At 43.0% G+C, this 18,933-nt stretch carries 17 protein-coding genes; 3 read left to right on the top strand and 14 right to left on the bottom strand.

Going from position 1 to position 18,933, the window contains the following annotated elements:
• Positions 1 to 371: 371 nt before the first annotated feature.
• Positions 372 to 1,352, bottom strand: coding sequence for a UDP-glucuronic acid decarboxylase family protein (locus tag AC07NA_RS20635; protein ID WP_494899384.1), 981 nt, complete (start codon positions 1,350 to 1,352; stop codon positions 372 to 374).
• 295 nt (positions 1,353 to 1,647) lie between these two features.
• Here AC07NA_RS20635 and AC07NA_RS20630 point away from each other — a divergent pair, with 295 nt between their 5' ends.
• From AC07NA_RS20630 to AC07NA_RS20620, 3 genes are all read left to right on the top strand, one after another.
• Positions 1,648 to 2,388, top strand: a complete 741-nt coding sequence (locus tag AC07NA_RS20630) for a tyrosine-protein phosphatase (RefSeq protein WP_494899383.1) — start codon at positions 1,648 to 1,650, stop codon at positions 2,386 to 2,388.
• 58 nt (positions 2,389 to 2,446) lie between these two features.
• A complete protein-coding gene (locus AC07NA_RS20625) occupies positions 2,447 to 2,758 on the top strand; it encodes a DUF3467 domain-containing protein (protein WP_494899382.1) in 312 nt (103 codons plus the stop codon).
• Positions 2,759 to 3,098: 340 nt separating this feature from the next.
• Positions 3,099 to 4,991 carry a putative phage tail protein gene (locus tag AC07NA_RS20620; protein ID WP_494899380.1) on the top strand — a complete coding sequence of 631 codons (1,893 nt, stop codon included), beginning with the start codon at positions 3,099 to 3,101 and terminating at the stop codon, positions 4,989 to 4,991.
• Between the two features lie 21 nt (positions 4,992 to 5,012).
• On the opposite strand, the gene AC07NA_RS20615 is transcribed toward AC07NA_RS20620, so the two are convergent.
• The 13 genes from AC07NA_RS20615 to AC07NA_RS20555 form a co-directional block, all read right to left on the bottom strand.
• Positions 5,013 to 6,149, bottom strand: a complete 1,137-nt coding sequence (locus AC07NA_RS20615) for a glycosyltransferase family 4 protein (protein WP_494899378.1) — start codon at positions 6,147 to 6,149, stop codon at positions 5,013 to 5,015.
• Positions 6,150 to 6,152: 3 nt separating this feature from the next.
• The gene (locus AC07NA_RS20610; protein ID WP_494899376.1) at positions 6,153 to 7,328 is read right to left on the bottom strand and encodes a glycosyltransferase; all 1,176 of its coding nucleotides are present in this window, start codon (positions 7,326 to 7,328) and stop codon (positions 6,153 to 6,155) included.
• A 3-nt stretch (positions 7,329 to 7,331) separates the two neighbouring features.
• A complete protein-coding gene (locus AC07NA_RS20605; protein WP_494899375.1) occupies positions 7,332 to 7,988 on the bottom strand; it encodes a hypothetical protein in 657 nt (218 codons plus the stop codon).
• Positions 7,948 to 8,559 (bottom strand): SGNH/GDSL hydrolase family protein, encoded by a 612-nt coding sequence (locus AC07NA_RS20600; RefSeq protein ID WP_494899373.1) that lies wholly within the window; start codon positions 8,557 to 8,559, stop codon positions 7,948 to 7,950. The genes AC07NA_RS20605 and AC07NA_RS20600 overlap by 41 nt, the downstream gene beginning before the upstream one ends.
• Positions 8,540 to 9,589, bottom strand: coding sequence for an acyltransferase family protein (locus tag AC07NA_RS20595; RefSeq protein WP_494899371.1), 1,050 nt, complete (start codon positions 9,587 to 9,589; stop codon positions 8,540 to 8,542). Before AC07NA_RS20595 ends, AC07NA_RS20600 begins: the two co-directional genes overlap by 20 nt.
• A 66-nt stretch (positions 9,590 to 9,655) precedes the next feature.
• The gene (locus AC07NA_RS20590; RefSeq protein WP_494899369.1) at positions 9,656 to 10,777 is read right to left on the bottom strand and encodes a glycosyltransferase; all 1,122 of its coding nucleotides are present in this window, start codon (positions 10,775 to 10,777) and stop codon (positions 9,656 to 9,658) included.
• 31 nt (positions 10,778 to 10,808) lie between these two features.
• On the bottom strand, positions 10,809 to 11,981 hold the full coding sequence (locus AC07NA_RS20585) for a glycosyltransferase family 4 protein (RefSeq protein WP_494899367.1): 1,173 nt from the start codon (positions 11,979 to 11,981) through the stop codon (positions 10,809 to 10,811).
• 19 nt (positions 11,982 to 12,000) lie between these two features.
• On the bottom strand, positions 12,001 to 13,191 hold the full coding sequence (locus AC07NA_RS20580) for an acyltransferase family protein (RefSeq protein ID WP_494899366.1): 1,191 nt from the start codon (positions 13,189 to 13,191) through the stop codon (positions 12,001 to 12,003).
• Positions 13,192 to 13,233: 42 nt separating this feature from the next.
• On the bottom strand, positions 13,234 to 14,652 hold the full coding sequence (locus AC07NA_RS20575) for a hypothetical protein (RefSeq protein WP_494899365.1): 1,419 nt from the start codon (positions 14,650 to 14,652) through the stop codon (positions 13,234 to 13,236).
• Positions 14,653 to 14,704: 52 nt separating this feature from the next.
• Positions 14,705 to 15,274, bottom strand: a complete 570-nt coding sequence (locus AC07NA_RS20570; RefSeq protein WP_494899364.1) for an acyltransferase — start codon at positions 15,272 to 15,274, stop codon at positions 14,705 to 14,707.
• The gene (locus AC07NA_RS20565; protein WP_494899363.1) at positions 15,271 to 16,413 is read right to left on the bottom strand and encodes a glycosyltransferase; all 1,143 of its coding nucleotides are present in this window, start codon (positions 16,411 to 16,413) and stop codon (positions 15,271 to 15,273) included. Before AC07NA_RS20565 ends, AC07NA_RS20570 begins: the two co-directional genes overlap by 4 nt.
• 16 nt (positions 16,414 to 16,429) lie before the next feature.
• The gene (locus tag AC07NA_RS20560; RefSeq protein WP_494899362.1) at positions 16,430 to 17,779 is read right to left on the bottom strand and encodes a surface carbohydrate biosynthesis protein; all 1,350 of its coding nucleotides are present in this window, start codon (positions 17,777 to 17,779) and stop codon (positions 16,430 to 16,432) included.
• A gap of 10 nt (positions 17,780 to 17,789) precedes the next feature.
• Positions 17,790 to 18,923, bottom strand: coding sequence for a polysaccharide pyruvyl transferase family protein (locus AC07NA_RS20555; RefSeq protein ID WP_494899361.1), 1,134 nt, complete (start codon positions 18,921 to 18,923; stop codon positions 17,790 to 17,792).
• Between the last annotated feature and the right edge of the window lie 10 nt (positions 18,924 to 18,933).

The raw sequence follows: 18,933 nt of genomic DNA, 5'->3' as shown, positions 1-18,933 counted from the left end.
GGCCAATGAGCGCAAAGGCGGGCATAGCGAACTTGTTGCATGTGGGGAGGAAACGAGCGTTGGGGCAAAAGTTCCAGCCCTAAGTTCTGAACGGTTTGCAGGGAAATGGCCTTGTGCGGCAAAGAAGCCTTTTGCTGGACAAGGGTTTTGTTACTTTTGCCCTCAAAAGTAATGGGGCTCTGCGCCCAAGAGCAGACTGACGTTAATTACAGCACAAACCTAAGTAGAGATTGCTTCGTTCCTCGCAATGACGATGGTGGATAAAGCACCGATATCAAACACAATTTGAAACCCCATATCAAAAACAGCCTTAACATAAAAAATCCCGGATGTATTGAACATCCGGGATTTACTATGCAGTATCGTATCTACTATTTATTGTAATAGGTGAAATCTTTATGGCGGATCTCAGCATCAGGCAATGACTTAAAGTAGTCCAATGTGATCTTCAAACCTTCGCTACGCGATACCTTCGGCTCCCAGCCCAGTATGGCTTTGGCTTTGGTTATATCCGGACGGCGTTGTTTCGGATCATCAACCGGCAATGGCAGGCTGATCAGTTCCTGATCGGTTCCCGTTAATTTGATGATCTCCTCACCAAACTGGCGGATGGTGATCTCATCGGGGTTACCAATGTTCATTGGCTGGGCATAATCGCTGAATAGCAAGCGGTAAATACCTTCAACCAAATCATCTACATAACAGAACGAGCGGGTTTGTGAACCATCACCAAACATGGTTAATGATTCGCCCCTTAAGGCCTGACCGATGAATGCAGGTAATACACGGCCATCATTCAACCGCATCCTTGGGCCATAAGTATTGAAGATCCGGATGATGCGGGTTTCTAAACCATGGAAGGTATGATAAGCCATGGTAATAGCTTCCTGGAAACGTTTGGCTTCATCATATACACCACGCGGACCAACAGGGTTTACGTTACCCCAGTATTCTTCGGGTTGTGGGTTGATGTTCGGGTCGCCATATACTTCTGAGGTAGAAGCGATCAGCATTCTCGCGCCTTTTACTTTGGCTAAGCCTAATAAATTGTGCGTTCCTAATGAGCCTACCTTCAAAGTTTGGATAGGGATCTTCAGGTAATCTATCGGACTGGCCGGTGATGCGAAATGCAGGATGTAGTGCAGATCGCCGGGTACGTGTACAAAGCTGGATACATCGTGGTTATAAAACTCGAAGTTCTCCAGTTTAAACAGGTGCTCTATGTTACGCAGGTCGCCCGTAATCAGGTTGTCCATACCAATTACATGGTAATCTTCTTTGATAAACCTGTCGCACAGGTGCGACCCTAAGAAGCCCGCGGCCCCGGTGATCAGTATACGCTTTCTTGACATATATTTTTGTTTAACTCAACTTGTTAAATATGTTATGTGATTGTTAAAAAGAACAAAATTCGATGTGTTTTTTATCGAAATTTCTAAAAACCTCCACAAAGGATAAAAATATAACAATATTTCTGTTTTCGGGCTTATTAATTGAAAATGGTAAAATATAATCAGCCAAACACTAAGTCATCCTTCGGTTAGCTGCTCAAACATAGCAATTTAACCGGCATATAAGCGTACAATATTGAAGCTAATTAAATATCTTAGGCAAGTTTTGTTACCTTTATAGCTTGTATTTGTTTATATGTTTAATTTCTTTAAAAAATCTCCTGTACAAGTAGATTTTGATTTTATTGGCACGGATATCCACTCTCACTTATTACCCGGACTTGACGACGGATCACCGGATGTGGAAAGTTCAGTTAACTATATTTCGGCACTGCGCAACCTCGGTTTTTCATCATTTATATGCACACCGCATATTTTTATGGAGCTGTATCCTAATAACCGCCAAACCATTAGCGCCGCGCTTACCCAACTGCAAAGCCATCAGTTTATAAAAGATAATAACATAAAGATAGCCGCGGCTGCCGAGTACATGGTGAACATGGATTTTGGTCCGCTGGTAGAGCAGGGCGATATGCTGCTGCTGCCCAATAAACATATACTGATAGAAATGTCGTACCTATCAGAAACGCCGGGTATTGAAGATTATGTATTTGAATTGAACCTGCAAGGTTACAAACCTATACTGGCCCACCCCGAAAGGTATACCTTTTACCATGCAAAACCCGAGCGGATAGACCGCTTTAAGGATATGGGTTGCCTGCTGCAACTCAACCTGCTTTCGGTAACCGGTTATTACGGGCGCGATGTAAAGCACACCGCGTTAAAACTGCTCAAAAACAACGCTTACGATTTGGGAGCGACCGATTTTCACCATCAGGATCACCTGAACGCTTTTCAAAGCCAGCGTTTATGGAAAGATACTTATGACCATGTAAGCAAATATCCATTCAGGAATAAAGAACTTTTCGGATTATAACGCTGTTGTAAAGCGACACAACTATTAAAAATCAAGACTAAAAGAAATAACATATATCATGGAAGAACAAAATGAGAACCAGTTAAATATTGAACTTTCGGAAGAAGTTGCGGAAGGCATTTATTCTAACCTTGCCATTATTACGCATTCAAACTCCGAGTTTGTGCTCGATTTTATACGCCTGATGCCGGGCATCCCGAAGGCTAAAGTAAAATCAAGGATTATATTAACGCCGGAGCATGCCAAAAGACTGCTGACCGCTTTAGAAGATAATATTGAAAAATTTGAAAGTATAAACGGTCGTATTAAAATACAACCCGCCCACCCCGAGTTCCCGATAAACTTTGGCGGCACTATGGGTGAGGCATAATATGTATACCCTCCTTTAACGAACAGAAAACGCCGCACTTAACATACGCGGCGTTTTTTATTATAATAAAACGCTTTTTAGGCCACCCTTTAGAATATACTATAAACAACAACGTTAAATTGCTGTTGAGGTAGTTAGAAGTTATTGAGGATTTTTTTGTCATTGCGAGGTACGAAACAATCGCGTAACATACAGAGCAAACATACAGAGCTACGGGATTGTTTCGTACCTCGCAATGACAAGAGCCCTTTTTCCGGGCAACTTATAATAAACGCGATTAATCTTTTACAGGTTATGACCGTCGAACACTTTTAAACGAACGTTTTAAACATCAGATACAATGAAATTTATATTATCTGCCATAGCCACCGGTTTATTGTTATCGCCCTTTTATAGCGATGCTAAACTTGTTAATACCGAAAATCATCCAGCTGCAAAACATAGCAATACCGCTGTAAAAACAGTTAGCTTGAATGACTTACGTGCCTTGAGCGGGAAAACAGACATTCTTAAATACCATACCACCGATTTTGGTAGCGGCGACTGGGTGTATGATCCTAACGACCATACATCTGCCGACAATACTGGAACTATTGTGGTAACCGCAACCGGCGAACGTTACAAACGTGTTCTAAAAGATTCCACCGTGAATGTGACCTGGTTCGGCGCTGACAAAACCGGCAATACCGATTGTGCCGCTATTGTACGCAAGGCGCAGGCAGTTGGTAACGTTTACTTCCCGGCGGGTACTTATTTAATGGCTCCTGTGGATGTGGTATCGAACCGTAAATATTATGGCGACGGGATGGGTAAAACAACCATAAAAGCCAAGCGCCAAACAACCCGCATGCTTTTTGGTGTAGCTACTTACGATGCCGACAAGAGCAGTCACCCGGCCATGAACGTGGAGAACGTGGTATTTTCAGACATGACCCTCGACTTTAACTTTGTAGATACCTGGACGGATTATTTCACCATCATAGTTTTCAAGGGCCGCAAAGGCAATTACATCCGCAATATAAAAATACAAAGGATAGAGTTTATCGATAACGCCAAGCGTGTACACCCCGATGTAGCAGGCGGAAACGGCAAAGATGCCTGGTGCATTAACTTTAGCTCGTTTGCTGATTCTACCACCGATGTACTGATAGATAACTGTGTTTCAAACGCGCAATCGCACCAGTTTGTGGCAGGTGGAGGCAGCGTATTAAAACGCATTACTGTTTCAAACAACGTGATAAACAAGCCGCAGGCCAATGGAATCGCCTTCACCACGGTATCTGACGAAGAAGCCGACTTTGAGGACTTTACCGTTACCGGCAATACCATTAATGACGCTTTCGGCAGCGCTATACTGTTCGGGCACGATCCGGGTACGGCTATAAAAGATGGCGGCGTGCAAACCTTTTCGGGTTTGCATGTATTCAAAAACAAGATTACCGTGAGCGATTATAATGTTTACGGCACCAGTTACCGCAAAGGCAGCTCGTTCCCCTTCATTATTAACCTGAGCGGCGCCGAACCTTACATGAAGGATATCACCATAGAAAATAACGACATTACCGTTGATGCCAAATACAGCGGCAACGCCATAGCCTTTGGTAAAATAAGATCGTACGCGTTTAAAAGACTACCTACCGCTACCACACAATCCTTTACTCAACCGGCAATAAACGCATCGGTAACGGTGCAGGTAGCCAACAGCGCGCAGGGTAACAAATCTATGTTTTTGAAAGGTAGTTTTGTGAAGATAGACAACGCGGGCACTTACGAAATATTAAATATAAACGGACAAACTGCTACACTTAAACTTGCCTCGTGGACAATCAAAAGTCAACCCGGCAAAACTATTCCACAGGGTAGCGCGGTAAACTTTTTAGGCGGAAAGCTGGATAATGTACAGTTTTTGAATAACCGTGTAACGGGCAGCAAAAGCATCCGTATTATCCCGAGCGGTATTATCACCAACCTGGTGGTTAAGGGTAACGACATGACCAATTTTACCATGCCTTATGCCAATTGCATTATTGACAATGCCGATGTTTCCAACAACAACAATTTCACTTTTGATAAAAAGGCGGGAATTATAAACGGTGTAATGTCGGGTAACAGGCTGATGAGGCAGGTTGGTTCAGCAAAGAAAGCGATGAGTATTATTGATTCGGCGGCCGATGGTATAGGTTCATCCGGCAAGAGCAACCTTAGGTTATTAAACAATCAGCCCGGAAATTAATTCCCGGGCTGATTGCCTTTTTTATTTCTTAATTACTTCAGCTATTAATTTGGTATAGGCCGATACTACTTTCTTTTCATCGAAACGGGTAGCGGCAAGCTCGCGTGAGGCTTTGCCCATAGCTTCTTTTTCTTCGGTAGATAAGTTGATGAACCTTTCGCAGGCGGCGGTTAACGCTTCGGCATCTTTTACAGGTACCAGGTAACCATTCACGCCATCCTTAACTACTTCGCGGCAGCCCACGTTATCAGTAGTAATGATTGGGCGCGACATTGCTGCCGATTCGATCAGCGATTTTGGGATACCTTCGCGATAATACGACGGGTAAACGATCACATGTGCCTGGCTGATCTCTTTCTGTATAAAATCAGATACGCCAAGGTATTCTATAACGCCTTCTTCGTGCCAGGCATCTATTTCCGTTTTGCTTAAAGCCAGCTTATCACTATCAAAAGGACCAGCCAGTTTAAATATCACATTAGGATATTTAGCCTTTATAGCCTTTGCGGCCTCTATATAGTACTCCACTCCTTTCGCTCTCGATAAACGCGCGAACATCAGGAATACCAGTTTATCAGCAGGTGGCGTACCGTAAAGTTCCGAACGGAATTTTTCCATATCCACACCCGAACCTTCAACCAATAAGGTTTTATTAGCAGAGGTAATACCTTTTTGCAAAAAGAAATCGCGGTCTTCGTTATTCTGGAAGATCACTCTATAGCTCTTTTTAAGCGCGCGTGCGTACAGGCGCGTTACAATACGACCGATAAGCGGGCGATTACCCGAAAACGGCCCTGCCAAACCCGTAATTGACGGAATGTAAGGTATGTGCAGCTTTGTAGCCGCCAAACTCGCGTAAACCAATGGCTTGGCATTATAGTGCAGGCCACATTTAATGTTGTATTTGCGGTACAGTTTTACAAACTCTTTGTACAGCATCAGGTCTTTCAGCGGGTTCATACCGGTTCTTTCCAGGTGGTGTACGGCTTCAAATATCCATCCCTCCTGAATCAGCTTCTCCGAATAGGCGTCGGGCGCTGCCATTAATACCGGTTCATAACCGGCCTCTCTTATCGCCGTAGCCAATCCGCGCCTAAAGTTGTAGATGTTCCAGGCTATGTTGGTAACTATGGCAATACGAGGCTTTGTTTTACTCATTGTTTATGTAGTTAGATGCGCTTTATACTGGCTCCAAAAATAGCTTTTCCTTGCCTTTATTTCAGTATAACTGTAAGCTTTTGAACGATTGAAGTTTTCTAATGCCATTTCGCAAAGCAAATCGGTGTTATTCAGCACTTTTTTTATTTGCGTAGCGAGGGTTTTATAGTCGCCGGGCTCGTGTAAATACTGGGCCGGCAACAGTTCAGGGGTACCTGCAATGGTCGAGGCCAGCAGCGGACAAGCCCTGCTCATGGCCTCAATAGCTGCCCTTGGCAAGCCCTCATGCTTTGAGGGATGCATATACAAGTCCAGGCTATCAAAGAAATCAAACACCGCGGTGCCTGATGCTATTTTACCGATGATCTTCACATGCTCTTCCATCCCGGCGTTTTTGATCACACCTTCCAGCCAGGTAGTATCGCCCTTACCTATAAATAATAGCTCGAAAGGCGGTATGTCATTAATTACTTCTTTCAGCGCGAGTATGGCTTCCTGGTGACCTTTGTAGTTCACATTCATGGTACCGGCCAAACCTATACGCAATTTAGCTTTAGGCTGTTTTAGCAGGGCGATATGCTTTTCGGCGATATCGGCTGTTAAAGTATCGGGCAGTATTACGTTTGATGCATTATAGGTGAACCCGTTGGATGGGTAACGTTTCTGCAAGAAATCCTGTGTTACATATATAGCGAAGGGCGCTTCCTTTAAAGCCTTTTTCATACGGCTAAAAGTAATTTGCGCCATCAGTTTGCCTTTTAACGAGCCATGGTACCAGTATGAATCCCAGGCACAGCCTACTACCTCAACGGCGTAAGGCTTTTTCAGTTTTTTAGCGATATTAATAGCGATTAAACCCAGCTCGCTTGGTAAACGTACGGCAATGGCATCGTACTCTTTTATGGCTTCTACCAGTTTGGCATCATCTACCACGTAGCTTTTCAGGTAATTGGGCAGTAACCTTTTGTTATCAACAAACTTAAAGTTAACCCCTTCGCGGCCGGCTATGTCAAACTTGCTTACGTCGGCATCGGCATCATCGCTAAGGTTAGCCAAAACCGTTACCGAATCAAAGTGCATGAGGTAAGGCTCCCAGGCCTTCGAGCCAAATACACCCGAGCTGTAATAATTTCCGTCCTTAAAAAAATAGGTATGATCGTATATATGTAAAAGCTTCATAATCTATAGTATGTTGTATAATAGCGAGAGGTTGATACCGCTATATTTAAAATTAAAACTATCAGGTATGTAGTAACCAACACGACCGGCCAGTTTGCCGCCGCGCAATACCACACCGGTGTTCAGTTCATCTTTAAACGACAGGAAATTTACAGAGGGCCCGTACATAGAGTAAATGGCTACATCATCGGCAGCCTGGTAATATACGCTAAACCGATTAGCTATTTTAAATTTATCGGCATCTTCTTTCTTGTAGCCGTAAGCACCGTAGGCAAATTTGAAGTCATCGGCCTTTAGTTCAAAATCGATATTGCCCCATACACTCCGCCTGTCGAAAGCGTAATTGCTGAAGGCATACACCCTCGGGCTGATGTGAAAGTTATCGCTCACCTTTAGGTTATAGCCTAAATCGAGCTGTACCAGTTGCGTGCTCAACTTTTCGCCGTAAGTGGTATTACGAAGATTAATATCGAAATTATTGGCTGACCGGTAACCGGCAAAAATGTACTTATTATCCTCAACGCCCAGGGCAAGCTTTGTGTTGTATGATGAGAAGTTCATAAAAGATTGAGCGTAGGTATTGGCGCTCAAAAAAAGCATGCCTGCCAACAGGGTCAATTTAAAGAACAAATGCCCTTGTAGCGTTGCTGAGTTGTTCATAACCTTTTAAATTCAAATGTAAACCATCCTGAGTATATATCGCTTCGAGGTAATCATCGTCGCCCGTTAGCGCTTCATATATATCAATAAACTGGGCGTTGCTTGTAGCGCTCACTTTTAGTCTCAGTTCGTTATTAATGCGTTTATAAATTGCCGCGGTGCCTTTACCGCTGTTATAATTGCTGCGTGGTATTATGGCAATTACATATACCTTTTTAAAGCGGGCCGTTGTTTTGGCAAGCAACTTATCGTAGTCGGCTAAAACGCTGGTTACAATTTTCTCCTCGTCATTACCACGTGAAATATAATTGCGGATATCATTTGTACCTGCTTCAATAAAGCATTTACCAAAGCTGCCTGTCGTTTTATTGAGGTCGCCCGCCACAGCGTTAATTACCGAACCGCTTACACCGGCGTTGGTAATATTTACTGCCGGAAAATTGGTAGCCAGATCCCAGCGCTCAATGTGCGAGTCGCCGATGAAGATCACCTTACCATTGTCTTTCTCCTTGGCGCAGCCCGAAATGATAACAATAAGCAGCAAGCCAATACTAACTAACCTTTTTAACATACTTATCAGTAAGTGTATTTATCTTTTTTTGCAGAACAACCTCAAGGAGATATGATAGCACGATAACTATTACAAAACCAACAAGATATGTGAGCAATTTATTTTCGAATACAAATAAAGGATAATTAACCATTAACGTAAAATGCAGAATATAAACCGCGTACGATATTGGCGCGAATACCACAAATGGTTTGAGGATGTATTTATAACCGATGAAATGATACTTGTGCCATACAATACCGCCAAAAACGATCAGAAAGCCATATATGTAGTGCCTAAGCTCGATATAAGGGTGATCGCCGATGACGCGTTTGCCCTGATAAAGGAACACCTGTAAGCCTAAAAGCAGGAACATTACGGCGTAACCAATTAAAAAATATTTTTGCACATGCTTAATTACATGGGCATTTTCTATCCAGGTGCGGGCAATTTCTACACCTGTCCACCACAAAAAGAAGTATTCGAGGATGATAGATATTTTGTTGGGGTAGATCCAGAACGTAGCGAAACCGATAACCGAGATGGCCAGCGCCCAGTACTTTTGCTGATCGTTCTTTACAAACTTTAACAGCGGGAAGAACATCATATAAAACCACCACTCGTAAGAGAGCGACCACAATGGTGTATTGATCATATAAGGGCTTACCCAATTGCCGGGCAGGCGATCCATATCCTGTAAATTGGCTAAATTACCTATCAATGAATCCCATTTAGGGTTTACTAAATGCCCAATAAATAAGCTTTTGGCAATATAAGAAATAGCAAGAGCGGCTATCAATACCGGGTAAATGCGCCTGAAACGCTTTATAAAGTAGGTTTTAAATTGAAACGTTCCCCTGTCCTTCAGCTTATGGCTGGAGAAATAGATCACGAAACCCGATAGCACAAAGAACAAAATCACGGCGAACTGGCCTTCTGCAAAAATGTAACCTAAAATAGATTTTTGTCTGAGTGTTGCATGGTGGATAACAACATATATTGCCGCTATGCCACGCAAGGCCTCTAAAATTTCTAATCTGTTTTTTTGCATTACCAAACTGCGTTTTATAGTTTAAATTATAGGGTCAGTGTTAACAAATTACGGTTAAGCAGGGTATTACAATACGCCGTTGATAGCTGTAAAGTAAAACTCGCTTATAGCGCCCATTGTAAAATCTTTAGCGCGCTGGTTGCCGTTTTTGCTTAGCTTTTCTTTTAATTCGGGGTCAGATAATAACTGACCTATCTTTTCCGCAAGGTCTTCTGCCGACTCTACTTTGGCCAGCAAGCCATTTACTCCATGGGTAATGATCTCGTTCGGGCCGAAATCGCATTCGGTGGCCACAACAGGCGTACCGCATATCATTGATTCGGTGATCACATTACCAAAACCTTCCCACCTTGATGACAGCACAAAGGCATCTGCCTTGGCGAAAAACTTATACGGGTTATTTTGAAAGCCTAAAAAATCTACTTGATCTGTTATTCCAAGGCTTTGCGCTTGTTCCTGCAAGGCGTTTTTATCGCTTCCTTCGCCTAATAACCACAGGTATACATCCAGCTCCTTACGTAAAAGCGCGATAGATTTCAGCAGGATATCAAAACCTTTCTGCTTGTATAACCTGCCGCAGGCTACCAGTTGCAGCGGGTGCTTAACCGTACCTTCGGGCAAGGCCTCGTGCATTTTGGTTTCGTACCCATTATCAAAACCGGCATTGTAAATTACCTCAACATTGGTTTTGATATTGAGCGATTCTACCAGCTCACGCTTAACGCCTTTTGATATAGCGATGATCTTATCGGCGCTGTTGTAGCAGCTTTTAATGAGCGAGAAGATGAGCTTATTTTTGAGGTTGCCCGTTTTCAGGTTGATCTCGATAGCGTTTTGGCAGCAGAGTATTACCGGCGGGCATCCTTTGCTGAATTTTTTTATCAGCGCCAGCACCACATTCTGCGGATCCATAAAGGAGATGATGGCAGCCGGTGCCAGTTGCTTAATGAGTTTCTTTAACGGGAATATTGATTTTACCCAGGCCGCGGTAGATGATGAGCTGTTGCCCAGGTGATGAACCGTTACCTGTGCAGGTAACTGGGGCTCGTAACCTCCCCCGCCACGGGTAACGGCAAGGTGAATATCGTATTTTTCAAAATCAGCACAATTAAGTACCCGCAGCAAGTGCATTTCGGCACCGCCGCCACCAAATTTCGAACAAAAAAACAATAACCGAACCTTAGCCATTTATTTGATATTTATAATTTTACCGTTAAAACTATGACAAATTATTAACAGTACTGTATATTTTTTTATATTTCTCTAAAACAACTTCCTTTTTGAATAAACGGCTTGAAAGTGCCACTCCGTTGTCGTGGTACAGTTTCATCGTTGCTTCATCGGCTTTTAAACCTGTTATTTTTTGGTAGAAAGCATCGTAATCTCCCATCTTAACTACCTCGCCGCATTGCTCGCCGTTCAGTATCTCATGGGCGCTGCAAACATCAAACGAAACCACCGGTGTACCGCAGCTAACCGACTCTATCATACAGCGGGCCAAGCCCTCTTTGGTAGATGCGATGGCTACCAAATTGCTCACTTTGTACCACCTGTCAATACGGCTATCGTGCCCTATAAACTTTACCAGGTGCTCAATACCTAATTGCTTTACGGCATCAAGGCATTGCTGCGCGTAAGGATTGGTTTCGGGCGAAAAATCACCAATGAAACAGAACTGTACATTAGGCTGATCTTTAAACCGCGCGATCAGTTCAGTAATAAAAGGCAGCTGGGCTTTCTTCTCGTTAAAGGCGGCTACATAGCTAATGATGAAGTCATCGGGGTTTAAGCCCATGTCTGCACGCTCCTGTTTAATTTCGGCCTCGCCTATCGGGAAGAATTTTTGCTGGTTAACGATGCTGTAGGTTACAAACACCTTTTCGCTCCCCTTGCCGCCAAGCAGCTTGGTTACCACAAAGTCTTTCATCTCTTCCGACAGGACAATAACCACATCGGCATTTTCGGCAATGAACGACCATTTTTTTAACGATGCCAGTTCCTCTGCCGATTTGGTATCGCGCAGGTTGAACAATACTTTGCGTTTGGCCATTTTGCCGCCGTAATAAGCGCACCAAAAGCCCTGAACATCGTTACAGTATAAAAATTTGAGTTTCTCTTTTTTAAGCAGTTTATAAGCCAGGTAATTTGACTTTACCAAATCAAGCACCTTGCCTATTTTACCCTGACGCGCTTCTTTACTCCCCCAGTTGATATTGCTGTTGAATATCTTCCAGCCTTTTTGTTGCCAGCGCACGTTGAACGGGCCGTTGCGGTTGGTTAATATTACCGGGTTAACAGACTGGTCTTCCTCCAGTATCTGGGTCATGCTGTTTACCCCGCCGTTAGAGTGGTTGGTGGTTTGGTAAATAGAGAATAATATATTTTCGGGCATTATCAGGACTTATTTTTAGTTAGGCACTTTCTTTTTCGGTAACCAACTCTGTATTGCGGTTCCATTTAAAGAATTTCATAAAATTTTTCCTGTTCACCTTATCCTTCAACTTCAGGAATTTCGATTCGTAATAAGTGTAAGAGATGTGCGCCAAAACAATGGTAAAGCCAAGCAGCAACACCATATATAACCATGGGTAAGCTACGATCAATGCTTTGAACTTGCCGAACTTAGCGAAGCTGAACAACAGCACGTAAGCGATAAACGGATGCAGCAGGTACATACCGTAAGATATGGTACCGAAGTGGATGAAAGGCTTCCTCTCAAAATCGATCAGCTTATTATCGGTACATGATACCGAAATGATCAGCACCGCGAAGAAGGCCGATTGCAATACCGTACCAAATGTTCCACCCGGGGTGATGTCAAAAAACATATCGGCCAGCGCCATCAGGTATAATGCACCCTGAACGGCTTTGTAGTTAAGCACCTTTAAGATTACATCGTTCACCTTATTCTTCATACCAAAAATGATGTAGGAGAACAATACGCCCATCAGCATGTAATCAAACCGAAGCATCATTACAAAGCGTTTAATGGCAGGTGCCATTGGTATTACATCAGTTTTTACTAATGTGTAAAACAACAGGTAAATGGTTAAAACCGATAATATCAGCACGAATTTTTGCTTTACCTTATTAACGGTAACCATCAGCTGCGGGAAGAAAAGGTAGAACTGCTCTTCAACACCTATACTCCATAATAACCCCAGCGCTCCAGCGGTATCAACCCATAGCGCTTTGGCAAGGTTGGGCAGCATAAACGCGTTAAGCAAAAAGCCGCCAACTATAGGCTGGCCTATTACATCCTTTTTAAGCAACACCGGGATAATTACCGCATTGATGATATATAAGGCGATAAGCACGAAATAATATAAAGGGAAAATTCTGAGTACCCTGCGCAGGTAGAAAGATTTCAGTTCCATGGTACCGGTTTTCCTAATCTCTTTCAGCGCTATCATGGTTAACAAAAAGCCCGATAGCACAAAGAAAAAACGTACCGCGTCGCCGGCTTTAGCAAATATTGGCAGATCTAAATACCATTGCACACCCTGATCAGACAAATGCTGACGGGCATGACCAATTACAACCAGAGTAGCTGCAACAAATCTTAAGGAGTTTAACCCCTGCAAATAGCTTCTTTCCTTCATAGCAGAATGTATATCAATGAATATTATCGCCTCAACAGCAATTTATATCAGCTTCATGTATTTGAGCCCCACAACAATTAGTATCAATTGCTGAATAAAAAGGCTTAAAGACAATGAATCGAGCGAAACCCCTCTCAGCAAATAAACCAGGTATAATGCCACCACGCCGGGTGCCCAGTGATATTGCTTAAAGAAGGTGGTTACCCATCTTATTAATCGTCCCCAAAAGAAAAATACCAACAAACCAAACCACGAGAAATTCCAAAAAATTTCAGGTTCGGCAGTGATAGGCACGCTCCATGGCACACCAAATAAAACATACCCGGTATAATAAGCCCCGGTGTGAGGTTTGTTCTCCCAAATAACCCGCGGAATGAACACACTTATTATAGACGCGAAACTTTGCCCGTACAGGTAATCAGTTTTATCGGGCACGTTGGCAAATACCGCCACAGCCGGTTGATAGGCTGTACGCTTATCACCCTCGGCAACTGCCGATTCTACGTTTTCAGATATCTTATCAAAGGATAAAGCATCGGTACTGATACCATTACCCGTATAGGTTGCCGATTTTCGGATTTGCCCGAGGGTACCGAACAGCACAAAGCAAAACAAACCGATCAACACAATGCGTAAACCGGGCACTTTACGCGTTTTTAGCATCCATGCACTTAAAAATAACACCAGCACCAGGAAGATACTCGACCGGGAACCCGCACCCAGGAAGCCTGCGAACGAGAATACCAAAGCGGATACAATGAACACCGGATTTTTAAGCACTTTTTCGCCCTTACTGAGGTACCAGGCCAGCGGTATAAAATAAAGCGTGTAAAGGAATGATACGAATACCGTTTTACCCTCCATGGCCTCCCTGCGGCTACCTTTGGTTCCCCATGAATCCATATAGGCTTTGATACCACCCTGTGATATAAAGAATACCGCGAAGAACGCGAATGCCAACCCTAATACAATATTAAGCTTGACTTTAGGGATATTGATGCGGAACTGGCGATCTTTACGCACCGACATGTTAACAAAGTAATAACCCGCGTATACCGAAAGCAACGCGAAGATCCTTACCATCATGTAAGTATAATTAGCCTGAACGGTAAGGCCGTAATCTTTAACCAGGAACGAGGTATTTATATTAGAACTCGTACTGCTGACAATAGGAATGAGTGAAAATGGCGACTGCATAACCCCCTTGGCAATACCCAGCATACGCGGAAACGTAAACGGGTGAAAAAGACCAACATCCCTGAACTTGAATATAATGGGTGCAAAAGCAAGCAGATCATAAGAAGCACTGAGCAATACTACCCCTAACTCATCAGATAAAGCATACGGACCGGTTAATACTCCCAGCAATGGCAACAGAAACCTATATACAAACCAATAGACAAGAATGATCCTTCTTATCGCGGTTGGTATCTCCATATAGGGATTAAAAGCTTTTTCCATTTATAATTTCAAATGATCAATATGCGCCAAAAGTAACTTTACCTGAACGATATTAAAAGTTTGTTATGCTGAGCGATGAATTATTTTTAACAATTGAACCCGAAGGCACGTCTGTAGCTATTACGCAACCGGCCCCTACCACCACATTATCGCCAATGGTTACATTTTTCAGGATAACCACATTAGAGCCTAACCAGCAATTATTGCCTATAGTAATGGCCCCAAAAGTGAATCCCTGCTTTTCAATAGGGGTATTTTTATCACGGAAACGGTGGTTATGATCATAAAACTTAACCCCTTCCCCTATCATACAATCGTTACCGATTGTTATTTTTTGTCTGCAATTGATAGATGTACCGCTGTTAACAAACACGTTGTTGCCCAATGTTAACGAAGCATCCTGACTAACGCGTATGGTGCAGTTATCCCTAAAGGTAACTTTATTGCCCAAAACCACGCGGGCACCTGAGGCCGACATATCAATAATGAAGCGTTTGCCTAAACGTACGCTGCCAATACGAAAGCTATCGCCATAAACAAACCTTATGTAAGCAACCTTAAATGAGTTTCTTACGCCATTTACTTTACGGGATATAGAATTTCTGATCTTCAGCATTTTCATAACGCGCTTTCAATTTCAGCAACTATGTTTTTGGCCCTAACCTTCCAGGTATAATTATTTTTAAAATCGATGTAAGCGTTTTTACCTATGCGCTCCCTGAACGCGGCATCGTTGCTTAGCTTGTTAAAAGCATCAACCCATGTTTGTATCACATCCGGATCGCATAGTACCGCGTTATCATCATTAAGCACCTCGCGCAATACCACAATATCCGAGGCGATGATAGCTTTGGCATGGCCCATATAATCAAACATCTTTAAAGGCGATGTAAACTCACCGATGTTAACATTATCGTTTTTGAACATACGTACTACCTTTTTATTGGGCAGCAGGCATACATCAAAGCTATTGATATATTTACTTACTTCTTTTTGGGTTACAAACCCGTGGAAAACAATATTGGTAAGCCCTTTTGACGTGGCTTCCGCTTTCCATTTTTCAATATCGTTTTCGAGGCCGCCTACAATATTAAACCTTACTAAGGGTAATTGCGTGGCTGCCTCAATTATTATCTCCATTCCCTTACCGGCATATAGGTGGCCTACATAACCGGCCTCTAACACGTAAGCTCCTTTAGGGCCTAAGTCTACCGTTTCTTTTGTTTCCGGCAAATCAGAGCCATCATGCGCTACTACTACTTTAGCGGCATCTAAGCCGTTGGCCACTACGTTTTGCTTCAACACGTCGGATATTACAAAGATCTTGGTTAGCAACGGGCTTTTGAACATGCGCTTATACAGCGTTTTCCAAAACGATTTACCCTCAAAACCTGAAGCATTCAGCGCTACGTGCAGTTCCAGAGCGGTCTTCAATTTAAATATCACCGATGATAAAGCGGCGATATTAAGATCGCGGGTGAAAACCAACGCGCCTTTATTACGTGCATAACGCATTACATTAAGGCCGTATATCAGTTTACTGCCTTTAAAGCTGTAATGTTTAAGCCTCACCAGTTCAAAAATTGGCTTTACGTTATAAAAATCAAATATCTCCTGATCGGTGATATTATCAGTGCCTTTTTTAAAAACCAGTTTCACCTTGTTACCATTTTCGGCCAGGGCCTGGCACTGCTTCATAAAGTGCAGGCTATGCGCGGCTCTTGATGGTATCTGGGCGTTTGTAGCGTAAATAATATCCATATATCAATATTACTTTTTAGGCCCTTGATATATAGATAAACAGATCGTCAACCATATCAAACTTCAGCTTTACGCCGGGCAGCATCTTATTCATCGAATCTTCTACCTCCTCAACGGTAAGCGAAGGGAATTTACTAAGCGAATACTGGTTAGGGTTAAGCTTTTTGCCAATCACCTTACGGGCAATAGCCTTCAGGTTATTTTTGGCTTTTATTTTCAGGTTTTGTAAGTTGATCTCAAAGTCAGAGTACGTAGCGGCGGGCAGTTCGTTCATGCTTTTAACCATGGCCTCGGTTGCCAGTTCGCCACCCGAATTATGGCTTACATACAGATCAAGCAACTCCTGCTGCGATTTAGATAACACCTCGAATGTATCGCGGTGATTAACAGCTTCGTCAAGGGTTTTGATCAGTTCTTCCTGCGTAAGCACCTCTCTGCTTAACGCATTTGGCAGGTACATACCGTCGTTCTCTTGCTTTATTGGTCTGTAGGCTATAACCGGTGTACCGGCAATAGCGGTTTCAATACCTGTAGTACAATCCGTATGGATAACCGCTTTTGATGCTTTTATCCAGTTAGAGATATTGCCTTTACGATCAACAAATACGTTAGGCAGATCTTTAGTAAGATTCAACCATGGTTCGGTATTTTCCGACGGATGCGGCCTTAATACGAAGTTGATCTTCGGGAAGGTTTTCGCCATCAGCGGAACCAGCTCCATGTAGTGATCAAACAGGGTTTTGGCATATTTTTGAAAGCTGTAACGAAATTCTTCGTCTTCCTTAGTTTTAAACATCCCCTGTTTCCTGAACAGGTCGATGTAACCTTCGGGGCCTAAGCTGTGGTTATAAGCGCTCAATTTGGTGTTGATCATTACAAAATCACCATACTTGTCTTTCAGCTCATTGGCCTGCACGTCTGAATAATAATCCAGCTCTTTGCGTAAAAAATCTATACGTGAATTGCCTAACGACAATATTTTCTCTTTTTTAGGATACACCCCCAAAACAATGTTGCGGTGGTGGTTGCCCCAGGTATAAAACTGGCTGAACATATCCAGCACATCGTTATCAATGCGTTGGCTTAAGTAAATTTCGTCGCTAATGGTAACTAAGCCTTCTTCATCATTACCTACAATAAAGCTACCCCGCTCGTGAAATGGCTTTAACATAGCACCACCCACTTTCCACGCGTCTTTATAAAAAACCACACCTGGTTTTATCAAGTCGCGGTTTCTGTTCATGGCAGATTTATTGCCAATATATACCGCGTAACCATTTTTTAAAGCGTGACTTGCCAAAAGCAGTCTCGGCTCCAGTTCTCTGGCCTTTGTTTCAATCGGGAGTATCAGTATCTTGTTTTTCATCAGCAATATCTTATATTAAATGAAGCTTTTTAAAAGCGTCCTGATAGGTTTTAATAGTACTTTTTCTTAATTCTTCAAACTCGGGGGTAATGCGTTCTTCGGTTTGCGACAGCCTCGCGTTGATCTTGTCAACAACGGTTTCAAACAGTGGCTGATCTACCGGTACAACGTTATCTGAAAGCCCTACGCTTTCATACATCCTCATTACCCTGTCAAGCGCGGCCAGGCCTATGCTTGGCACTTTCATACCTATACTGCATACATTGGCATGGAAACGCATCCCTATTACCATGTTGCTGTTTTTATAGGCCGAAAAAATTTGGTTACAACCCCAATCGCCCTGCACATACGGGGTTACCGCTATGCGTGTACGGATATGGAAATCGTTAATATTTTTCAACAAGGAATCAATGGCCTTGTAGTCGCTGTAAATGTGCGGTGCAAATACAATATCACGATCGGTTTCGTTGATAATGTAGTTGAGTACTTTGGTCATCTCCGTTGTGTAAGATGCCTCATCCACCTCGCCCAGCAAACGGTTTTTCATTTGAACTTGGTCTGATGTGGTATTGATGAGGATATACTTGTTTGGTGTAGCGCGGTAAAAGCTGCCATCGTTCTCGTAAAAGAAACCATGATCAAGCACCTGCGGAATAGCCGCGTCGTACTGCGCGCCAACAACATTCTTCAGTACATCCTTCGACCCATCGTTCCGTACGGCCAAAAAGGTGTTCTCTTTAGCCAGAAACACATCCAAAAAGCTCCTGAAACGCTCCAGGTTACCTTCGGGGATGGTGTTACGCGGGTTTGAGCCTATACTTGATATAATGATAGGCGTTTTAATTTTTTCAAGGATGTTGGGCAACAGGTTAATGGTGGTACCCGTGCCGCTGCCCTTAACATCAAAATCTAAAAAACCACCGCCGCCAATAAACAACAGGTCGTATCCGTTTGCCAGTTCGGCAAACTTATCGTCAAACTGTTGTTTATCGGGCAAGCTGTAGTTATTGTAAAACTTGCGTATCTCTAACTGGGTAATGGCTACGTTATCGCCAACTACCGTGTTAAGCAATTTCCTGAACCCAATATGACTTGCGTTATCCCCGATGTTACCATCAAAAGATGCCACGTGTAGAATTCTCATTTTGTTTGTT

The sequence above is a fragment of the Mucilaginibacter sp. GW821-FHT07G05 genome (genome assembly GCF_059418565.1).
This window is presented reverse-complemented; position numbering and strand designations above follow the sequence as displayed.